The sequence below is a fragment of the Serinicoccus sediminis genome (assembly GCF_004153545.1).
GTDB lineage: Bacteria > Actinomycetota > Actinomycetes > Actinomycetales > Dermatophilaceae > Ornithinicoccus > Ornithinicoccus sediminis_A.
On sequence record NZ_SDVA01000004.1, the window covers coordinates 135,556 to 151,457 of the forward strand.

Here is a 15,902-nt window from a genome sequence, read left to right on the forward strand (position 1 = left end):
CTGGACAGACGATGAAGCAGACTGGCCGCTCACGCAATCTGATCTATCCTGTCCTCAACCCGTGGAGTCACCGACCCACCATCGGCATTCGATCGGCGTCGGCTGGAACAAGGCCGTTGTCGGCTGGAACAAGGCCGTTGTGCCAAGCTGTGCATCATGGACAGTAGCGTTCCTCAGCGAGCGTGGCTACTCATGGCTGCGGGGGACAAACGCGGACACGGGGGCAACGCAGGATACGACGACCAGTACGACGCGCATTACTCATGGGACAGCAACGTTCCGAACTACAGCAAGCTTCGGGTGGGCGATCCTGTCGCTCTATGGGACAAAGAGCGCCTACTCGGCATCTCGGTGCTCGAGGAGATTGAGATCACGCGCGGTTCGAAACTTCTTTACCGTTGCCCCGCATGCAACACCACTCGAATCAGTGAGCGAAAGAAAGTCGAGCCCCGGTATCGTTGCATGAAATGTCGCTATGAGTTCGTGAAACCCCTTGTCGACATTGTCGAAGTTGACCTATATAGAGGGAGGTACGACGCGGCATGGGTGTCGCTCGATGGGCTATTTGACCAAAAAGCAGTTCGGTCCTACGCGGTGAATAAGGGTGACATCAACGCAATGCGTCCGATCGATTGGGCAGCCTTCGGAAACGCGCTCATTGCGAAGGGAGCTGGACGTGCGGTCGACCGAGTGGCAGCACGCGTAGACAACAGTTGGGCGTCCTCTCGTGGGCTGCCCATGGCACCTCAAGGGTTTATGCAATCCCTTGTCCGAGTCCGCAGGGGACAGCGGCATTTTCGTGAGCATCTTCTAGCAGCCCAGGGAAACCTTTGCGCTTTCACTGGGGGTGCACCTAGCCAGGTCCTAGAGGCAGGGCATCTGTACAGCTACGCCCAGGTCGGTACTCACTTCGAACACGGCGGAATGATGCTTCGTAGAGACATCCATCGCTTATTCGACGATGGGATGCTTGCAGTCCAGCCGTCAAACATGAGAATCGACGTCGCTCCGACCCTTGAGAGGTTTCCTCAATACGCTCGACTGCATAACCAACCACTGACCTTGCGCCTACGGGACGAGCAGGTGGACTGGCTGAGCATGCATTGGCGGGAGCACCAGCTAATGCACTTGGGCTGAGAAGCAACCGTATCCTCGGAGAAGTGACGCTCTATGGGAACTGGAAACCTCACTTGTAAAGAACCAACTCGGCTGGGATTAACCCATCCCTACGCCTCTCAGTTGGCTCTTAGGCGGCGCGGCGCAGAATGTGCTTGGCCAAGAGATTGCCTATGGAAAGCGCCATCGGAGGTGGAACGGCATTGCCGATCTGGCGCGCAATGGCTGCTTTGGACCCGACCCACCGGAAGTCTTCTCGGAATCCCTGGATCAGCGCAGCTTCGTAGTGCGTTATCGCTCGGTCAGCACTTGGGTGAAGGTAACGTCCCTTCTCAGGCTTGAAAAACTCGGTACGGATCGTGACGGAGGGCTTGTCCCATGTCAGCCTCCCCATCACATCGCCAGCACCCGAGGTGTGGCGTCGCCAACAGTCCATCTGAAGTTCGTCGGGGAGGTCGCGTCGATTCCCGCCAGGTGGTATCGCCTGATAGCGCGCCAGCGAGATGGGGGTAGGCTGACGAGTGAAATGCAACTCATGAGTGAAATAGGCGCCTGGGTAAGCATTGCCCCTGAACTCAATCGCTCGGGGCGATGGGGGGTTTATGGCACTCACGTCGGGCGACACTTTCGCCAGCGCATCGCGAACCGTGGGGATGCGCAAGTGGGGCATTGGAGCGCCAAGGGGTGGCAAGTCTTTGGGGCGACCTACGACGATGGCGCGGCGTCGTACTTGAGCAGTACCGTAATCGCTAGCGCGCAAGATATGCGTCTCTAGTCTCCACTGACGCAGATTGCCCTTGGGGCTTGTGGTTTCTCTCTCAAGCAGGGCATACTGACCAGACTTGAGAAACTGTGGAACATTCTCAATGACGAAAAAGACTGGCCTGATGCGTCGGATTGCATCGACATACTGTAGCCACAGATTATTTCGGGGATCATCGGGATCCTGCTTGCCGAGTGGGGAGAAGCCCTGACAAGGGGGGCCGCCTATCACGACCTCAGCGAGCGGCAGTGGACCCTGCACCCAGTCCCTGATGTCACCCACATGGACGTGGTCCCCAAAATTCTGCGCGTAGGTCGCGGCAGCCGACGCGTCCATCTCAACAGCGGCGACTGGCACGTAGCGCCCTGTCTGCATAAAGCCGTCCGTCAGGCCACCGCAACCGCTGAAGAGATCGACGAGGCGCAGCAGCTCTGACATGCCTCCTACCTTCTCACGGGTCAGCAGGCGGTCACGAGAGGCTCGCCATGGCTGGGGATGACCGTTTACGGGACCCCGCTCTGCAATCGCAGTCCACCCCAGGTAGCATCCAAGCCAGCTGTCGACGCGGACGCGTCGATGTTCATGGCTAGCCTGAGGGGTAAGGCTCGTTTTAACGCTGCCAGGCGAGGCAGACGGCGGGTTGGATGACGCTTGGGGTGGTCGGCGCTGACCCGAGGAGCGTGCGCGCGAGTGACATTCGACCCCCAGTCGTGGAAACCTGACGCAGGCCTTGCTCGCGAGGTCGAGGCCCAGTTTGGCAGGACGATCGAGTCCTACCGGATACATCCTGACCTCGTCTCCGAGCACGCGAATCACGAGGAATCCATCCGTACCGGCGGCTATTCCAGCCGAACGCTTCTCGAGCTTGTGCAGAACGCTGCAGATGCGTTAGCCGGCACGGGAGAGCCAGGAGTCCCTTTCGCAGGTAGAGTGGAGATCGTCCTCGACACCGATCAGGGAGTGCTGTACTGCGCGAACGCGGGACGTCCTTTTTCTGCAAAGGGGATCGTAGCCATAAGTATGGCGCATCTGTCCGACAAGCGCGGGGACGAAATCGGTCGGTTTGGCCTGGGCTTCAAATCCGTGCTTGCTGTAACCGAAGCTCCCCAGGTCTTCAGCCAGTCTGTCTCTTTCGAGTTCAACTCGCTCCGCGCACGCACCGAACTTCAGAAGTTGGCAGCAGCGAAGCGGTATCCCGTGCTTCGCACGGCAACGCTGATCGACGCCGCCGCGGCCTTCGGAACCGACCCAGTGCTGGCAGGCCTGGCCTCTTGGGCGACGACGATCATCAAGCTCCCCGCTGTGACAAACATCGAGAGGCTACGGAGCGAGATCGAGAGCTTCCAGTCTGAGTTCCTTTTGTTTGTTGCTGCAGTTCGAGAGGTGAGGCTGCGTGTCATCGGCTCCGAACCGTTCGAAACACGGCATCTCTCTCGCGATCTCGGCGGCGACCTTTTCCGAATTGAGCGGCCCGAGGGTGAGGGCGACGACTGGATTGTCAAGAGTCGAATGCATGCTCCCTCGACGGAGGCGCGCAGGCAAGTCGGAGAGGCTGTCTCGCGCTCCGTGGTAAAGGTGACTGTCGCTGTGCCAACACGGTTCAGTCAGTTGGGGTTGGGTGAGTTTTGGTCCTACTTCCCCCTGCAAGACCGGACGACAGCTACCGGGCTTTTTAATGCGCCGTGGAGCGTCAACGACGACCGTACAACACTGCTGGAAAATGATTACAACCGGGAGATTCTCCGCTGCCTTAGTGAGATGTTCGTCGGGCTGCTGCCGAGGCTTTCGCACACCACGGATCCAGCGGCGCATCTCGATTACATGCCTGCCCGAGGCAAAGAGATTCGTGGCTTCGGGGACCGCCTGCTGACGATCAACGTTCCTAAACTAGCTGCCGTTCGAGCACTGATACCCGATGCGCGTGGAGCCCTCCGGAACGGTGCTGATCTCAAGCCGCTCGACTTCCGTGTTGGCTTCGATGTTGACGTCCATCAAGCGTGGATCAGGTCACCCAACACGGGCGATGACGTCCCTCACTGGCGCTGCTACTCTACGCCCACTCGAGCCACGCGTCTTCGTGATCTGTTCACCTCGGTGGTCGCGGGCGACGTCGACGCCAGTTCGCGTGACGTCAAGCGCGCGCTCGACACGCTGCCCAAGCGCGGACTGCTGTCTTGGCTTCGAGAGTGGGCAGAGGGGGATGACCCTCAGTCGGCGGCCAACGCCTTCCGCACCGTGGCCCGTAATTCTGGTATCGATGGCATCGAAGGGGCCAAAGTCATCCCGACTACCGACGGCATGCGGCCTCTGACTGATCGCAACGTTGTATTTCTGAGCCGCGAGGCCGACCTCGAGGTTGATGGGGCTGTTTTCGTCGACACTGCCTTCCTCGCTGAGAAAGACGTAGAGAGGCTGCTGCGAGACCGCGGCTTCCGCAATCTCGACCCTCAGGCAATCCTCAATGCGCGGCTGGCCACACTATCGGTTACCGCGGGCGACGAGGCTTACACGAAAGTCTGGGACGCCGTTCTCGATTTGTCCGTTCACGAGGCCGTTAAGACGATACGCGCCTCCACTGCACCGATCATGGTGCCCACTCAGGACGGCGGATGGGCCTGGCCGCGCCAAGTGATAGACGTGGACGTCGACCTGGGCGAGCAGTTTGCCTCGAAACTGCTCCATCGAAATCGCTGCGTGCCTGACGTCGCCACAGGGATCGGAGTGATTCGGCACCCGGTGAAGGATTTCCCTCTCGAGGACGAGCCGTTCTTGGAGCTGTACCAGCAGGGGGTGCTTACCGACCTGAATGCTCAGTTGGGCCCCGGTGACCGCCCCATCGACTCGATCGAACTGACTCCCGGCGAGGGGCCTGGCCCGTTCTCTGTGCTGTTCATGCTCCGCGATGCCGGCGCTCCCGCTCCGGTCCGGGAGGCCTGGACCACGGCTATGCTTGCTTTCGGCGACGAAGAGTGGATCTGCGAGGACCGAGACACACAGCGGACCTACTCTGTCACCTCGCCCCTCCGCTGGGCCGTGGAGCAGGCTGGCCTGCTCAGAACAGGCCGCGGATTTCGGCCGCCACCGGACGTTGTGGCCCCGTCGCTCGTCCGCTACAGCGGATTGCTCCCCTTGTATCAGGGTCCAAGGCAGGCAGTGGATCTGCTTCGCCTGCCGGACGAGCTTGAGTCTGTGTCTCCACGCGTGCTGCGGGAGATGCTCGAGGGTGAAGTCTTCCCTCGTGTCGACGACGACGTACTTGTCGAGTTCGTTGTGACCGCCAGCCGCATCGGTCTGGGGGGTGGCAAGCCCGCGAGCATCCCGGCACGCGTCAAGCAGATGGTCGAGCCCCGTCCACCCAACGCCGTGTACGTCGCGACGACCGAAGAGCAGGAGGAGTTTCTGCGCTTGAGGCAACGCCCCTACCTACGGGCATCCTCGGGCGAGGTCGAGGAACTGGTGCAGGTCGTGGGCTGCCGCCGGTTCGAGGACAGCTTCTCCTTCTCGATGGTCATCGAGGGGCAGCGGGACGGCGAGCCAATCACAGACAAGTTCACGGGGTTGCGCAACGGCCTGTGGAGGGAGCGCGTAGCAAACTCGAAGGTAGCCCGTGCCCTTACTATCGCTCGGCGCGTGACGACAGAGGACGGCGTCGAGGACCAGCCGGCGGACTGGTACGTCGATGGTGTCGACCTCGTTGTGCGAAGCGACGCCGATGATAAGCAGGTGCTGCAGTTCGTCAGCGATGCATTCGACCTGAGCCTAGACAACGCCCAGATTTCCAATGTGATGGAAGTCGGACTCAATTACAAATTGGAAGTTCTCCGCCAGCAGGCGCGCTCCGTGGAGTCGGACGCTGAGCGGCTAGACCTCTATATCGGGCCAGACGACCTCAAGGAGGCCCTGCCCAAAGGCCTTTGGTCGGCTTTGGCCGCGCAGGGGCTCGTGGACGATGACACACCTGTGGCCGATCTGCTCCTCACCGTCTATGGATCCGACTCACTGCGTATCCTCGCGGATCGTTTCCGGGACGAGGGGTACTCGGATGTGCCATCTGCCTGGGCAGGGACGCCAGCGGCAATCTCCTGGGTCCGCAAGATGGGATTTGGTGCCGAGTACGCCGGGCAGCGGCGACAGGCACAGCCCGAGGAGTTTGTTGTCCCAGGCGCCGTCCGTCTCAACAAGCTACACGGTTACCAGAAGAAGATCGGCGAAGATCTCCGAACTGTGTTGACTCAACCTTCGGCGAACGGCCCTGCTCAGAAAGGCATGGTCGAACTTCCAACCGGCGCGGGCAAGACGCGCGTCGCGACAGAGACGATGCTCAAGCTTCTGATTGACGAGGTACTTGCGGGGACGGTCCTGTGGATCGCCCAGTCGGTTGAACTCTGTGAGCAGGCCGTTCAGACTTTCCAGACGGTGTGGCGGTACCTTGGCGACGAGCGGCCGCTCACCATCGGCCGCCTATGGGAGGGAAACACTGTCCACGAGCCCGACACGGAGTTCGCCGTCGTGGTTGCGACGGACGCCAAGCTGGAAGCCGTCATGGGCCTGCCGGAATACGGGTGGCTCAAGTTTCCGGTAGCAGTGTTCATCGACGAGGCGCATCGGGCCGGAGGATCCAGCAGATACACCCGGATCCTGCGGTGGCTCGGTGTCGATGGACGGAGCTGGGAGCGTCCGCTTGTCGGTCTATCAGCGACGCCGTTCAAAGGCAGCGTCGAGAACGCGGAGGGGACCAGGGATCTGGCTGCTCGTTTCGGCCACAATCGTTTAGCCGCATTCCAGACCAACGCGTACCAGGAACTGGTGAGGCTCGGCGTGCTCGCGAGGGTCGAGCATGAGATTTTGCCGACGGGCTTTGAGATCCCTCTCAATTCCGTCGAGCGAGCCACGCTCCAATCCACGCGACTCATCGACCGAAACCTCTACGAGCGGATCGGTCGCAGTGAAGCTCGCATGAAAGTCCTGGTGGAGCACATCATTGATCAAGACCCCGACTGGCCGATACTTGTCTTCACTCCCAGCGTCCTGTCAGCTCAGGTACTCGCCGCATCCCTGAGGTACCGCGGCCATAAAGCAAAATCAGTAAGCGGTCAGACGGGCCGTCAGGAGAGACGCAGTGTCATTCGAGACTTCCAAGAGGGCAAGATTCAAGTGCTTGCGAACTGCGATCTGCTCGTGCAGGGTTTCGACGCCCCTGGCGTCCGGGCCCTATACATCGCCCGTCCGACGTTCAGCCCGAGTGCCTATATCCAGATGGCGGGACGAGGGCTGCGCGGAAAGGAGAACGGCGGCAAGGAGCAGTGCCGCATCGTTGACGTGGCCGACAACTGGGGAGCAATGAACGACTTTCTAGGTTATCGGGAGTATGAAGACCTCTGGAAGGAGCAAGGCTGATGATCCTCGTTCCCGCGCTCGCCGACATCGAACAACGCGCCACGAGTCCCGCTGAACGCGCATTCGCCCGTCTGCTGCGAGATGTCGTCGGAGACGCCGACGCGGTGGCATTCCATTCCGTCGACCTGCGTTCGCACTCCTACAAGCAGCAGGCCGAGGCTGATTTCGTCGTGCTTTGGAAGGGGACCGTCGTGGTTATCGAGATCAAGGGCGGCGGTGTGCGGAGGCACGACGGTATCTGGTACTCGGTGGACCGCCGCGGTGATTGGCACAAGCTGATCGGCTCACCGATGGAGCAGGCGCGGTCGGCGGCCTTCGCGTTGCGTGACATCCTGCGCGAGGAGGGCATCGGCTGGTTTGCACATGAGTCCGTCGTCGTGACGCCAGACATCGACGCTCCTCCACACGCGGTCGGCTGGCTACCGACACATTGGCTCGCGCGTGACGACATGACGATCGCCAAGCTCACAGCGTCGCTCGACGCCGTCGTCGCCGGCGCGCGAACACCGCCGTCCAGCCAGAGGCGTGCGCGCACTAGTGACCTGCGGACCCGGCTGTTCGGCGAGTTTACGCGCATGCCCGTCATCGATGCACAGCGTGGCGCCGTGATCGAGGAGCAGACACGCGCGACAGCGGGCCAGGCCCGAGTCCTCGCCGCCTTGGCCCGGAACCAGCGCGTGCTTGTCTTCGGTGGCGCCGGAACCGGCAAGTCGCTTGTCCTTGTCGAGGCCGCTAAGCAGGAGGCAGACCAGGGCAGATCGGTTCTGATCACTTTCCGGTCGCCAGGTCTTGTGCAGTTCTTCTCCCCGCACATCGCTGATCGTGACATCGATCTAGTTCCCTTCGAGAACCTCGCACGTGTCCATCCGCACGACGTCGTGCTGGTCGATGAGGCGCAGGACCTGATGACAGCTGAGGCCATGGACAGAATCGACACTGTGATTGACGGTGGGCGTGCGGCAGGACGTTGGCGCATGTTCCTCGACCCGAACAATCAGGCGCACGTGGATGGTGGTTACGACGAGGACGTCGCCGCCCTGGTAGCTGACGAAGCCATCTCGGTCGACCTGGATCTCAACGTCCGTAACACTCGCGCGATCGTTCACGTCGTCCAGGAATACCTCGGCGCCGACATCGGCGACCCCGGCATCGTCCATGGCGAGAAGGTCGCGTGGCACACGACCCCGGGGGACGCATCCGTTGCAGACGCAGAAGCCCTGGCGAAGGAGCTCCTCGCAGACGGTGCACGTCGGGATCAGACCTGGATCATCGATGTCGCGTCCAGCGATGCCCCACGCACCAGCGCGGCAGGATTCACCGTTACCAGCCCGAGGTACGCGAAGGGGCTAGAGGTGGAGCATGCTCTCGTGTGTGGGCTCCCGGTCGACTTCGATAGGGCGAGCATCGCCGCTTTCTACGTTGCTGTCACTCGCGCCCGGGTCTCGCTGCACATCCTGGCGTCGAAGGACGACAAGAAGCGCCTCCAGAAGCTTGTTCGACAGCGGATGGTGACCGAATGACCCTCACCCGTGCGCAGAAGGCAGTACTCGATCATCTTCGCTCCGCCTACGTCGGGCCAGACGGTGGCGATGACGAGACAATCGAGAATCTCCCCAACAGGCAGTACGCCGTGGGTTTGCTTTTCCCTCGAGAGAACGGCCAGCCCGTCACCGACGACGGTGCGGGGCACGCCCTCTCGAACGAGGACCAAGACATCAAGGCAGACGTCGCGGCGACAGGCGAGGTCGAGGAACAGGGTGCTGGCGTGCCGATCGCCGAAGACTGGCGACCATCGTCGATCGCGATCTCGTTCGTCACAGACCGTCCTTCGGTCCGCTGCGACTTGAGTGGAGCCACTTATGCTCAGGTGGATGACGACGGTCCGCCGCGCTGGCGAAGGCACGCCTTCGCTTTCGAAGGGCTCGAGTTGGGCGAGGGTGCTGGCCCTAAGGAGCGAAACGCTGGCGCGGTACCGATCGAGGTGGGCGCCCGCTGGCGCGATCTCGGTGACCACCACCTGGTTACCGTCCACGCCCGCGTACTTGCCAAAGCGTCGGGTGAAGCCCGCGCAGATGCTGCCGCGAGCCTCTATCAGGTGGCCCTCAGTGTGCAACCCACCGAAGGTGGGACCATTTACGAGTACGACACCAACCGTTCCTTCGACCTCGACGACGAGGCGGCCGAGCTGCGCCTCCGGTACCGGGAGCGGAAGGTATACGCCGTCGGCCACGGTATGGCCGCAGACTGGCATTTCACGGATAATCGGTGCACCAGGGTGTGGCTCGACCCTGTCCCTTCCTTCGTTGTGCCCGCAATCGAGACGACTGGCTTCAAGAGCGGTACCACCGAAGCACGTGCCCTGCGCCTGGACCACCTCGCAGACATCGACACCGCAACCGATGACGTCCTCGTTTCCCTCGACGCCTTCGTTGAGGCCTTCGCAAGTTGGGTCGCTGCGGAACGCGGACGCGTCGCCGCATTCGGGAACAGCAGCCAGGTCGCGGAGCAGATCGTTCGCCGTTCGGAGACAGCGTTAACCCGAATGCGTGAGTCTGTGGACCTGCTCCGTTGTCCAGCTCAAACGGACCTGCGCACCGCCTTCGCGCTCGGCATGGAAGCAATGCGCCTGCAGATGCACCAGGCCGCGCTTGGCCGCGGTGAGGAGTCTCCGCCTGCGTGGCGTCCGTTCCAGCTTGGTTTCCTCCTCCTCGCGCTTCCCTCCACCATCGACGACACGCATGTGGATCGAGGGCTTGTCGACCTCATCTGGTTCCCCACGGGCGGCGGAAAGACTGAGGCATACCTCGGTCTGGCTGCCATCGAGATCTTTTATCGTCGCCTCCTTCACGGGGCGTCTGGCGGTGGCACCGCGGTCATCACCCGCTACACCCTCCGACTCCTTACGGCGCAGCAGTTCCAACGTGCTGCGTCGCTCATTTGCGCAATGGAGCTGCTGCGTCGCCCGGATCGGTTGGCCGATCAGCGGGCGCGTGGCATGCTCCCTTTTACAATCGGTCTCTGGGTTGGCAATGAAGTAACGCCAGGCACCCGCAGAGACGCGAAGGCGGCACTTGAGCGACTGCATAAGGCGGCACGGCCCGAGGAGGCAAATCAGTTCCAGGTCGAATCGTGCCCGTGGTGCAGTGCCGCGCTGCTGCCGGCGAACCGTACGGCAAACCGTGCCGCATACGGTCTTCGGCTCGTGGGAAACGACGTCGTCGTCCACTGCACTCGGCCGAGCTGTGAGTTCAAAGACGAGCTGCCAGTCGCGGTGGTCGACGAGTCTCTCTACGAGGATCCCCCAACGTTCCTCCTGGCGACCGTAGACAAGTTCGCCCGACTGCAGTACCGTCCCGAGGCCGGGAAATTGCTTGGACTCAATACCGCATTCCGGCAGCCGTCGATGATCATCCAGGACGAGCTTCACCTGTTGTCAGGTCCACTCGGAACCACCGTCGCGGTCTTCGACGCCGTGATCCAGATCCTGCTGGCCAGTGGCGGATCTACCCCTAAGATCGTGGCTTCCACCGCAACGATTCGGGCCTCGGACGAACAGGTTCGAGGACTCTACGGTCGGTCCGTCGCACTGTACCCACCGTCTGGCCTCGACGACGACCGCACCTTCTTCTCTCGGCCGGTGTCGAGTGGCGAGGGTCGTTTGTACGTCGGCCTGATGCCCCAGTCCCTCTCGCAGGTGTCCGCGGTGGTCTCTGCCGCGTCACCCCTGATCGAGATCCCCGAGGTCCTCCCTTCAATTGCAGGAGTCGACACAACGCGCGATGCATACTGGACCGCCGTTTTTTACCACAACAGCCTGCGGGAGCTGGGTCGCACCGGCACGCTGGTGGTCGACGACGTCAATGGTCGCCTAGAGCCGCGTGCCGAACGACTCGGTCTACGGTTGCGGCGGGTACGCGCCGACAGAGTGCTGGAGCTCACCAGCCGGCGAGGTCCTGAGGAGTTGCCTAACGATCTGCGTGCGCTGAAGCGCACCGCGGACTCCGAGGAGGCAATCGACGTTGTGCTGTCCTCCAACATGCTATCGGTCGGCATCGACATACCGCGCCTCGCACTGATGCTCATGGTCGGCCAGCCTAAGACGACGGCCGAGTACATTCAGGCCACCAGCCGCGTCGGGCGGGGTCAGGTCAAGGGCGTCATTACCACGCTGTTCCGTGCAAACCGTGCCCGCGACAGATCCCATTTCGAGACATTCCGGGGCTACCATGAGGCGCTTTACCGCAGCGTTGAACCGACTTCTGTCACGCCCTGGTCTCTGGCCTCACGCGACCGCTCTCTGGCTGGAGCGCTCGTGGTCTTGATACGGAACACGATCCCAATGCTTGCGCCGAACGACTCGGCGAGGAGACTGGATCTGGAGGACCCGTCGCAGCTGACCACGATCGAGGCCCTCGTGGAGCGCTTGCTCAACCAAGTTGGGCTCGCGGACCCGCTAGAGACCGACGAGGCGCGTGCCCAGCTATGGGCGCTAATGCGTGACTGGGACCGACGAGCCAGCAACGCCCGCATCACGAGCGAGACCCTGCAGTACGACCGGCAGAAGGTCGATGACCTGGCCCTGCTCAAGCGATTCGCGCAGGCCGGCGAGGGATGGGTCGTGGCCGACTCCATGCGGTCAGTCGAGCCAAATGTTGCAGTGGCGGTGCGTGAGCCATTCGAAGAGGAGTCCCGTGGAACGCATCCTGCATGACCTACGCCTGTCCGAGACCGTCTCTCCTTTCGGCGTCGGTGCGATCGTCGACATCCGCGGGGAGTCCCTGATCGCACCCGACACGTCGTGGTGGGACAAGCAGTTCGCACCTGAGGTCCATTGCGAACGCCTGGTGCGTCGCCTTGGCCCTAGCACGCTGCGAGAAGCCCCATCGCACTCTGGTCGTGCCGCCAGGGAGACCCGTGGCCTACTGTATTGGCGCTTTCCTGAGTGGCGCTTCTGCGAGCGATGCACAAGCCTTTCGCGCATAACTGGTCGTAAGAAGGGGAAATGGACGAACACCTGCGGGTGTGGGGGATCACTCGTCCCTATGCGCTACGTGGCGGTCTGCCAGACGGGTAGCCACATTCAAGACATCGAGTGGTTCAAGTGGTCCCACCGAGGGCAGGACGCGGGCGTCACCGAGGCCGTGCGGCATTGCCGCTCCTTCAAGGAGCTGAAGTTCGTTCGGTCTTCGAAGCATGGTGAAGGGCTGGGGTCGTTGCGGGTCGCCTGCAGCGGGTGCAAACGCACACGTTCTTTGAGCGACCTTGTGACCAAGGAATCACTCCGTCGCGATGGCATTCGCTGCAATGGCACCCAACCATGGGAGGACGTCACGCCTTCTGAACCGTGCGAGTCCCCATTGACCGCTGTGCAGCGCGGCGCAACGGGGAACTATCTCGCAGAACGGATCTCCGCTCTCGACATCCCCGAGGAGCGCCCACGCTCCTCCCGCAAGGCCGAACGGATCCGTGGGCATATGTTCTTTGAGAAAGTTGTCGCTGACAACGGAGGACCGCAGGCTGAGATGGTCGCAGGTTGGATCGCCAACGAGCTTGGCGTGACTCCCGAAGATGTGCTCAAGGTGGCCGCAGACGGAAACGACGCCGCCGAAGATGACGTGCTCCTGGACCTCAAGGACGGCGAATGGGCCGCATTCTTGAAGAAGTTCGAGAGGGGAGGTCGCGACCGTGGCGGGGGAGACTTCGTGGTCGACGGGTGGCGGTTCGCTGATCATCCCGAGGCGCCTGATGCCCTAACGCACGCAGTGGTAGCCGTTGGGCAAGTCCACCGCGTGCGCGAGGTGCGTGCCCTCAAGGGCTTTCGTCGGCACTCTGCCGCCGCCGAGCTTATCTCCGCCGACCTAAGCATTGACGGCAAGCGTAAGCCTGTCTATCCGGCAACCGAGATGTTTGGCGAGGGCATCTTTCTCCAGTTCAACGAAGAGCACCTCGCCAGGTGGGAGTCCCTACCGGAGGTTCAGGCGCGCGCCGCAATCCTCACCAACCGACGTCGAGAAACGATGTGGGCCCAGCGACTCGACATCCCGGAGGCGAGGTATTTAGCCCTGCACACCATTGCGCACCTGCTCATACGCCGCCTCGCCTACGCGAGCGGATACTCTTCCGCGTCACTCCAGGAGCGGGTCTATGCGCGCTCCGATCGGCCAGACCCAACCGCTGGCATCCTGATATTCACAGCGGCGGGTGACGCGCAAGGCACTCTGGGCGGGCTGGTACGTCTCGCCGATCCCGTCAAACTAATTCCCCTGTTGATTGCCGCGCTCGACGACGCTGACGTCTGCTCCAATGACCCTGTCTGCATCGAGAGCGACCGTCAGGGTTCTTCAAGTCTCAATCTCTCTGCGTGTCACGGTTGTTCGCTGGTCAGCGAGACCTCATGCGAGACGTCGAACAGGCTTCTCGACCGGCAGTTGGTGCTCGGCGGAGGAAACGTGCCTGGGTTGCTGGACGCTGTGTTAGCGCAGGTGAGGGCACGCGGGGTTCAGTCAGCGCTCAAGGCGGAACGATTGGGGTGAAGTCGTCAAGCACTCTTGCCGTCCTTGCGGTGATCGAGACTATGGCGTCACCGCGAGGTGCTTCACCTTTGGCCACACTGGACACACGGTCAGTCTGTATCCTGACCACGTCCGCGCACGATGAAGGCCACACGGTTGGCGGCCTCCTCCGGGTCTGTGTGCTCCCATACCCGAATCGAAACCCAACCCACGGCAGCCAACCGAAAATCGGTGTCTCGATCGCGCTCGATATTGCGCATCGCCTTGCTGGCCCAGAATTCAGCGTTGCTCTTTGCGACGGTGAAGTGCTCGGGACAGCCGTGCCAGAAGCAGCCGTCGAGGAAGACTGCGATCTTCACTCGGGTGAAGGCCAAGTCAGCTCGGCGTCTAACACCCGGGAGCGGGAGTCGGTAATCCACGCGGTACCGGAGGCCCAGTCCATGGACCGCCCTACGCAGTGCCAGCTCGGGCGCCGTGTCCCGTTGCTTGTTGGCGCGCATGCTACTGCGGACAGCCGGCGAGGTGGCCCACGATGCGCACGAATCGACCACGGTGTCGACGATGCCATGGAGTGCTCAAGGCAACAACCCGCAGGGCCAGCACCCCGGGAGGTTAAGCCCCGACCGGCGCAGTCCAGGGGCGGCAGTTCATCTACTCGACGAGTGAGTCCAGGACGGTGGCGATCCGGGATACCTGGGACTCAATCGTGAGTCGATACCCGGGTCCTTAACTAGCCCCAGGCGACGTTGCCCCCCGCGGCGATGGTGTCGGCGGCAGATGGTGATGAGCGCGGACTAGCCTGCTTGCGCGCCGCTCGAGGAGCCACTCTCGAAAGAGCAGATATGCTTGCGCGGCCAGGGAACCGTGACAGCCTTGGTGGCTAATCTCTTCGCAGACGCGAGAGCGGCAGCCGGGTGGAGTCTGTCGGGCCCGATGTCACGCCACCGTCACGCTGGCCGCCTCAATCGCCTCGGGGGAGAGCACGTGCTCGGCCGCCATGGTGGCAGCACCGAGCACGCCAGCCTGCGCCCCCGCCTTGGACGCCACGATCCGCAGGTGCTCGGTCGCCAAGGGCAACGACCGCTGATAAACGACCTCGCGAATCCCCGCCAGCAGGTGCTCGCCGGCCTCAGCGAGGCGCCCGCCGATGACGACGGCGGAGGGGTTCATGAGGTTGACCATGGTTGCCAGCACCTCGCCGATGTCACGCCCGGCCCGCCGCACCTCCTGCACGGCAGCAGCATTCCCCGCGCGCACCAGCTCGACGACCCCCGCGGTCGAGTCGACCGCCACGCCGCCCGCGGCCAAGGCGGTCGCCAGCGCCGGGCCGGCCGCGATGGCCTCGAGGCACCCTTCGTTGCCGCACCGGCACATGACACCCTCGCCGCTGCTGACCCGCACGTGACCGAGGTCGCCGGCCGTGCCCTGCGCGCCCCGCTGCAGCCGTGAGCCCGAGATGATCCCGGCGCCGATGCCGGTGGCCACCTTGACGAAGATGAGGTCGTCCACCGACGGCAGGTAGGCGCCCCGCTCGCCCAGGGCCATGATGTTGACGTCGTTGTCGACGAGCACGGGCACGGCATACGTCCGCTGGAGGTGGGCGGGCACGTCATACCGGTCCCACCCGGGCATGATCGGCGGGTTGATCGGCCGGCCGGTCGAGTGCTCGACCGGTCCCGGCAGTCCCAGCCCCACCGCCGCCAGCTCACCCACCGGCCGCCGCGCGTCCTCCAGCAGCTCACCGACCACCGACGTCACCCACCCCAGCACCGCCTCCGGGCCGTCGGCCACGTCGAGCTCGGCCCGCCGCTCACCGAGCACCGTCCCGGCCAGGTCGGTCAGCGCCGCCACGGCGTGCGTCGCACCGACGTCCACCCCGGCCACGACCCGTGCAGCCGGGTTCATCGCGATGAGCGCCGGCGGCCGCCCTCCCGTCGACCGCGCCCCGCCCACCGGCGCCACCAGGCCCATCCGCAGCAGCACGTCCACCCGTGCCGCGACGGTGCTGCGCGCCATACCGGTCTCCTCGGCCAGCTGCGCACGCGTGCGCGGACGCCCGTCCCTCAGGAGCTCGAAGACATCGCTGGTGCGCACCCCGGAAGTGAACCACGCCA

8 protein-coding genes are annotated in these 15,902 nt (G+C 63.0%); 5 read left to right on the forward strand and 3 right to left on the reverse strand.

What is annotated here, in order from left to right; genetic code table 11:
• The first annotated feature begins 756 nt into the window (after positions 1–756).
• Positions 757–1,137, forward strand: a complete 381-nt coding sequence (locus EUS26_RS17665; RefSeq protein ID WP_420329991.1) for an HNH endonuclease — start codon at positions 757–759, stop codon at positions 1,135–1,137.
• 109 nt (positions 1,138–1,246) lie between these two features.
• Here the strand turns inward: EUS26_RS17665 and EUS26_RS05565 are convergent, their stop codons facing one another.
• A complete protein-coding gene (locus tag EUS26_RS05565) occupies positions 1,247–2,317 on the reverse strand; it encodes a DNA cytosine methyltransferase (protein WP_130012194.1) in 1,071 nt (356 codons plus the stop codon).
• Positions 2,318–2,569: 252 nt separating this feature from the next.
• Between EUS26_RS05565 and EUS26_RS05570 the strand changes: the two genes are divergently transcribed.
• From EUS26_RS05570 to drmB, 4 genes are read left to right on the forward strand one after another with little or no spacing between them, the layout of a single operon-like run.
• On the forward strand, positions 2,570–7,276 hold the full coding sequence (locus tag EUS26_RS05570; RefSeq protein WP_130012195.1) for a DEAD/DEAH box helicase: 4,707 nt from the start codon (positions 2,570–2,572) through the stop codon (positions 7,274–7,276).
• Positions 7,276–8,796, forward strand: coding sequence for a nuclease-related domain-containing DEAD/DEAH box helicase (locus tag EUS26_RS05575; RefSeq protein WP_130012196.1), 1,521 nt, complete (start codon positions 7,276–7,278; stop codon positions 8,794–8,796). The genes EUS26_RS05570 and EUS26_RS05575 overlap by 1 nt, the downstream gene beginning before the upstream one ends.
• Entirely contained in the window at positions 8,793–11,987 is a 3,195-nt protein-coding gene (locus EUS26_RS05580; RefSeq protein WP_130012197.1) for a helicase-related protein, read from the forward strand. The genes EUS26_RS05575 and EUS26_RS05580 overlap by 4 nt, the downstream gene beginning before the upstream one ends.
• Positions 11,968–13,809, forward strand: a complete 1,842-nt coding sequence (drmB, locus tag EUS26_RS05585; protein ID WP_130012198.1) for a DUF1998 domain-containing protein — start codon at positions 11,968–11,970, stop codon at positions 13,807–13,809. Before EUS26_RS05580 ends, drmB begins: the two co-directional genes overlap by 20 nt.
• Before the next feature lie 89 nt (positions 13,810–13,898).
• Here the strand turns inward: drmB and EUS26_RS05590 are convergent, their stop codons facing one another.
• Positions 13,899–14,339, reverse strand: coding sequence for a very short patch repair endonuclease (locus EUS26_RS05590; protein WP_272947949.1), 441 nt, complete (start codon positions 14,337–14,339; stop codon positions 13,899–13,901).
• A gap of 385 nt (positions 14,340–14,724) precedes the next feature.
• A complete protein-coding gene (locus tag EUS26_RS05595; protein ID WP_130012200.1) occupies positions 14,725–15,882 on the reverse strand; it encodes an ROK family transcriptional regulator in 1,158 nt (385 codons plus the stop codon).
• Between the last annotated feature and the right edge of the window lie 20 nt (positions 15,883–15,902).

Bases quoted from the DNA above. Each gene is read 5' to 3' on its own strand.
- EUS26_RS17665 (WP_420329991.1), top strand. From the start codon at position 757: ATGCAATCCCTTGTCCGAGTCCGCAGGGGACAGCGGCATTTTCGTGAG.
- EUS26_RS05565 (WP_130012194.1), bottom strand. From the start codon at position 2,317: ATGTCAGAGCTGCTGCGCCTCGTCGATCTCTTCAGCGGTTGCGGTGGC.
- EUS26_RS05575 (WP_130012196.1), top strand. From the start codon at position 7,276: ATGATCCTCGTTCCCGCGCTCGCCGACATCGAACAACGCGCCACGAGT.
- EUS26_RS05580 (WP_130012197.1), top strand. From the start codon at position 8,793: ATGACCCTCACCCGTGCGCAGAAGGCAGTACTCGATCATCTTCGCTCC.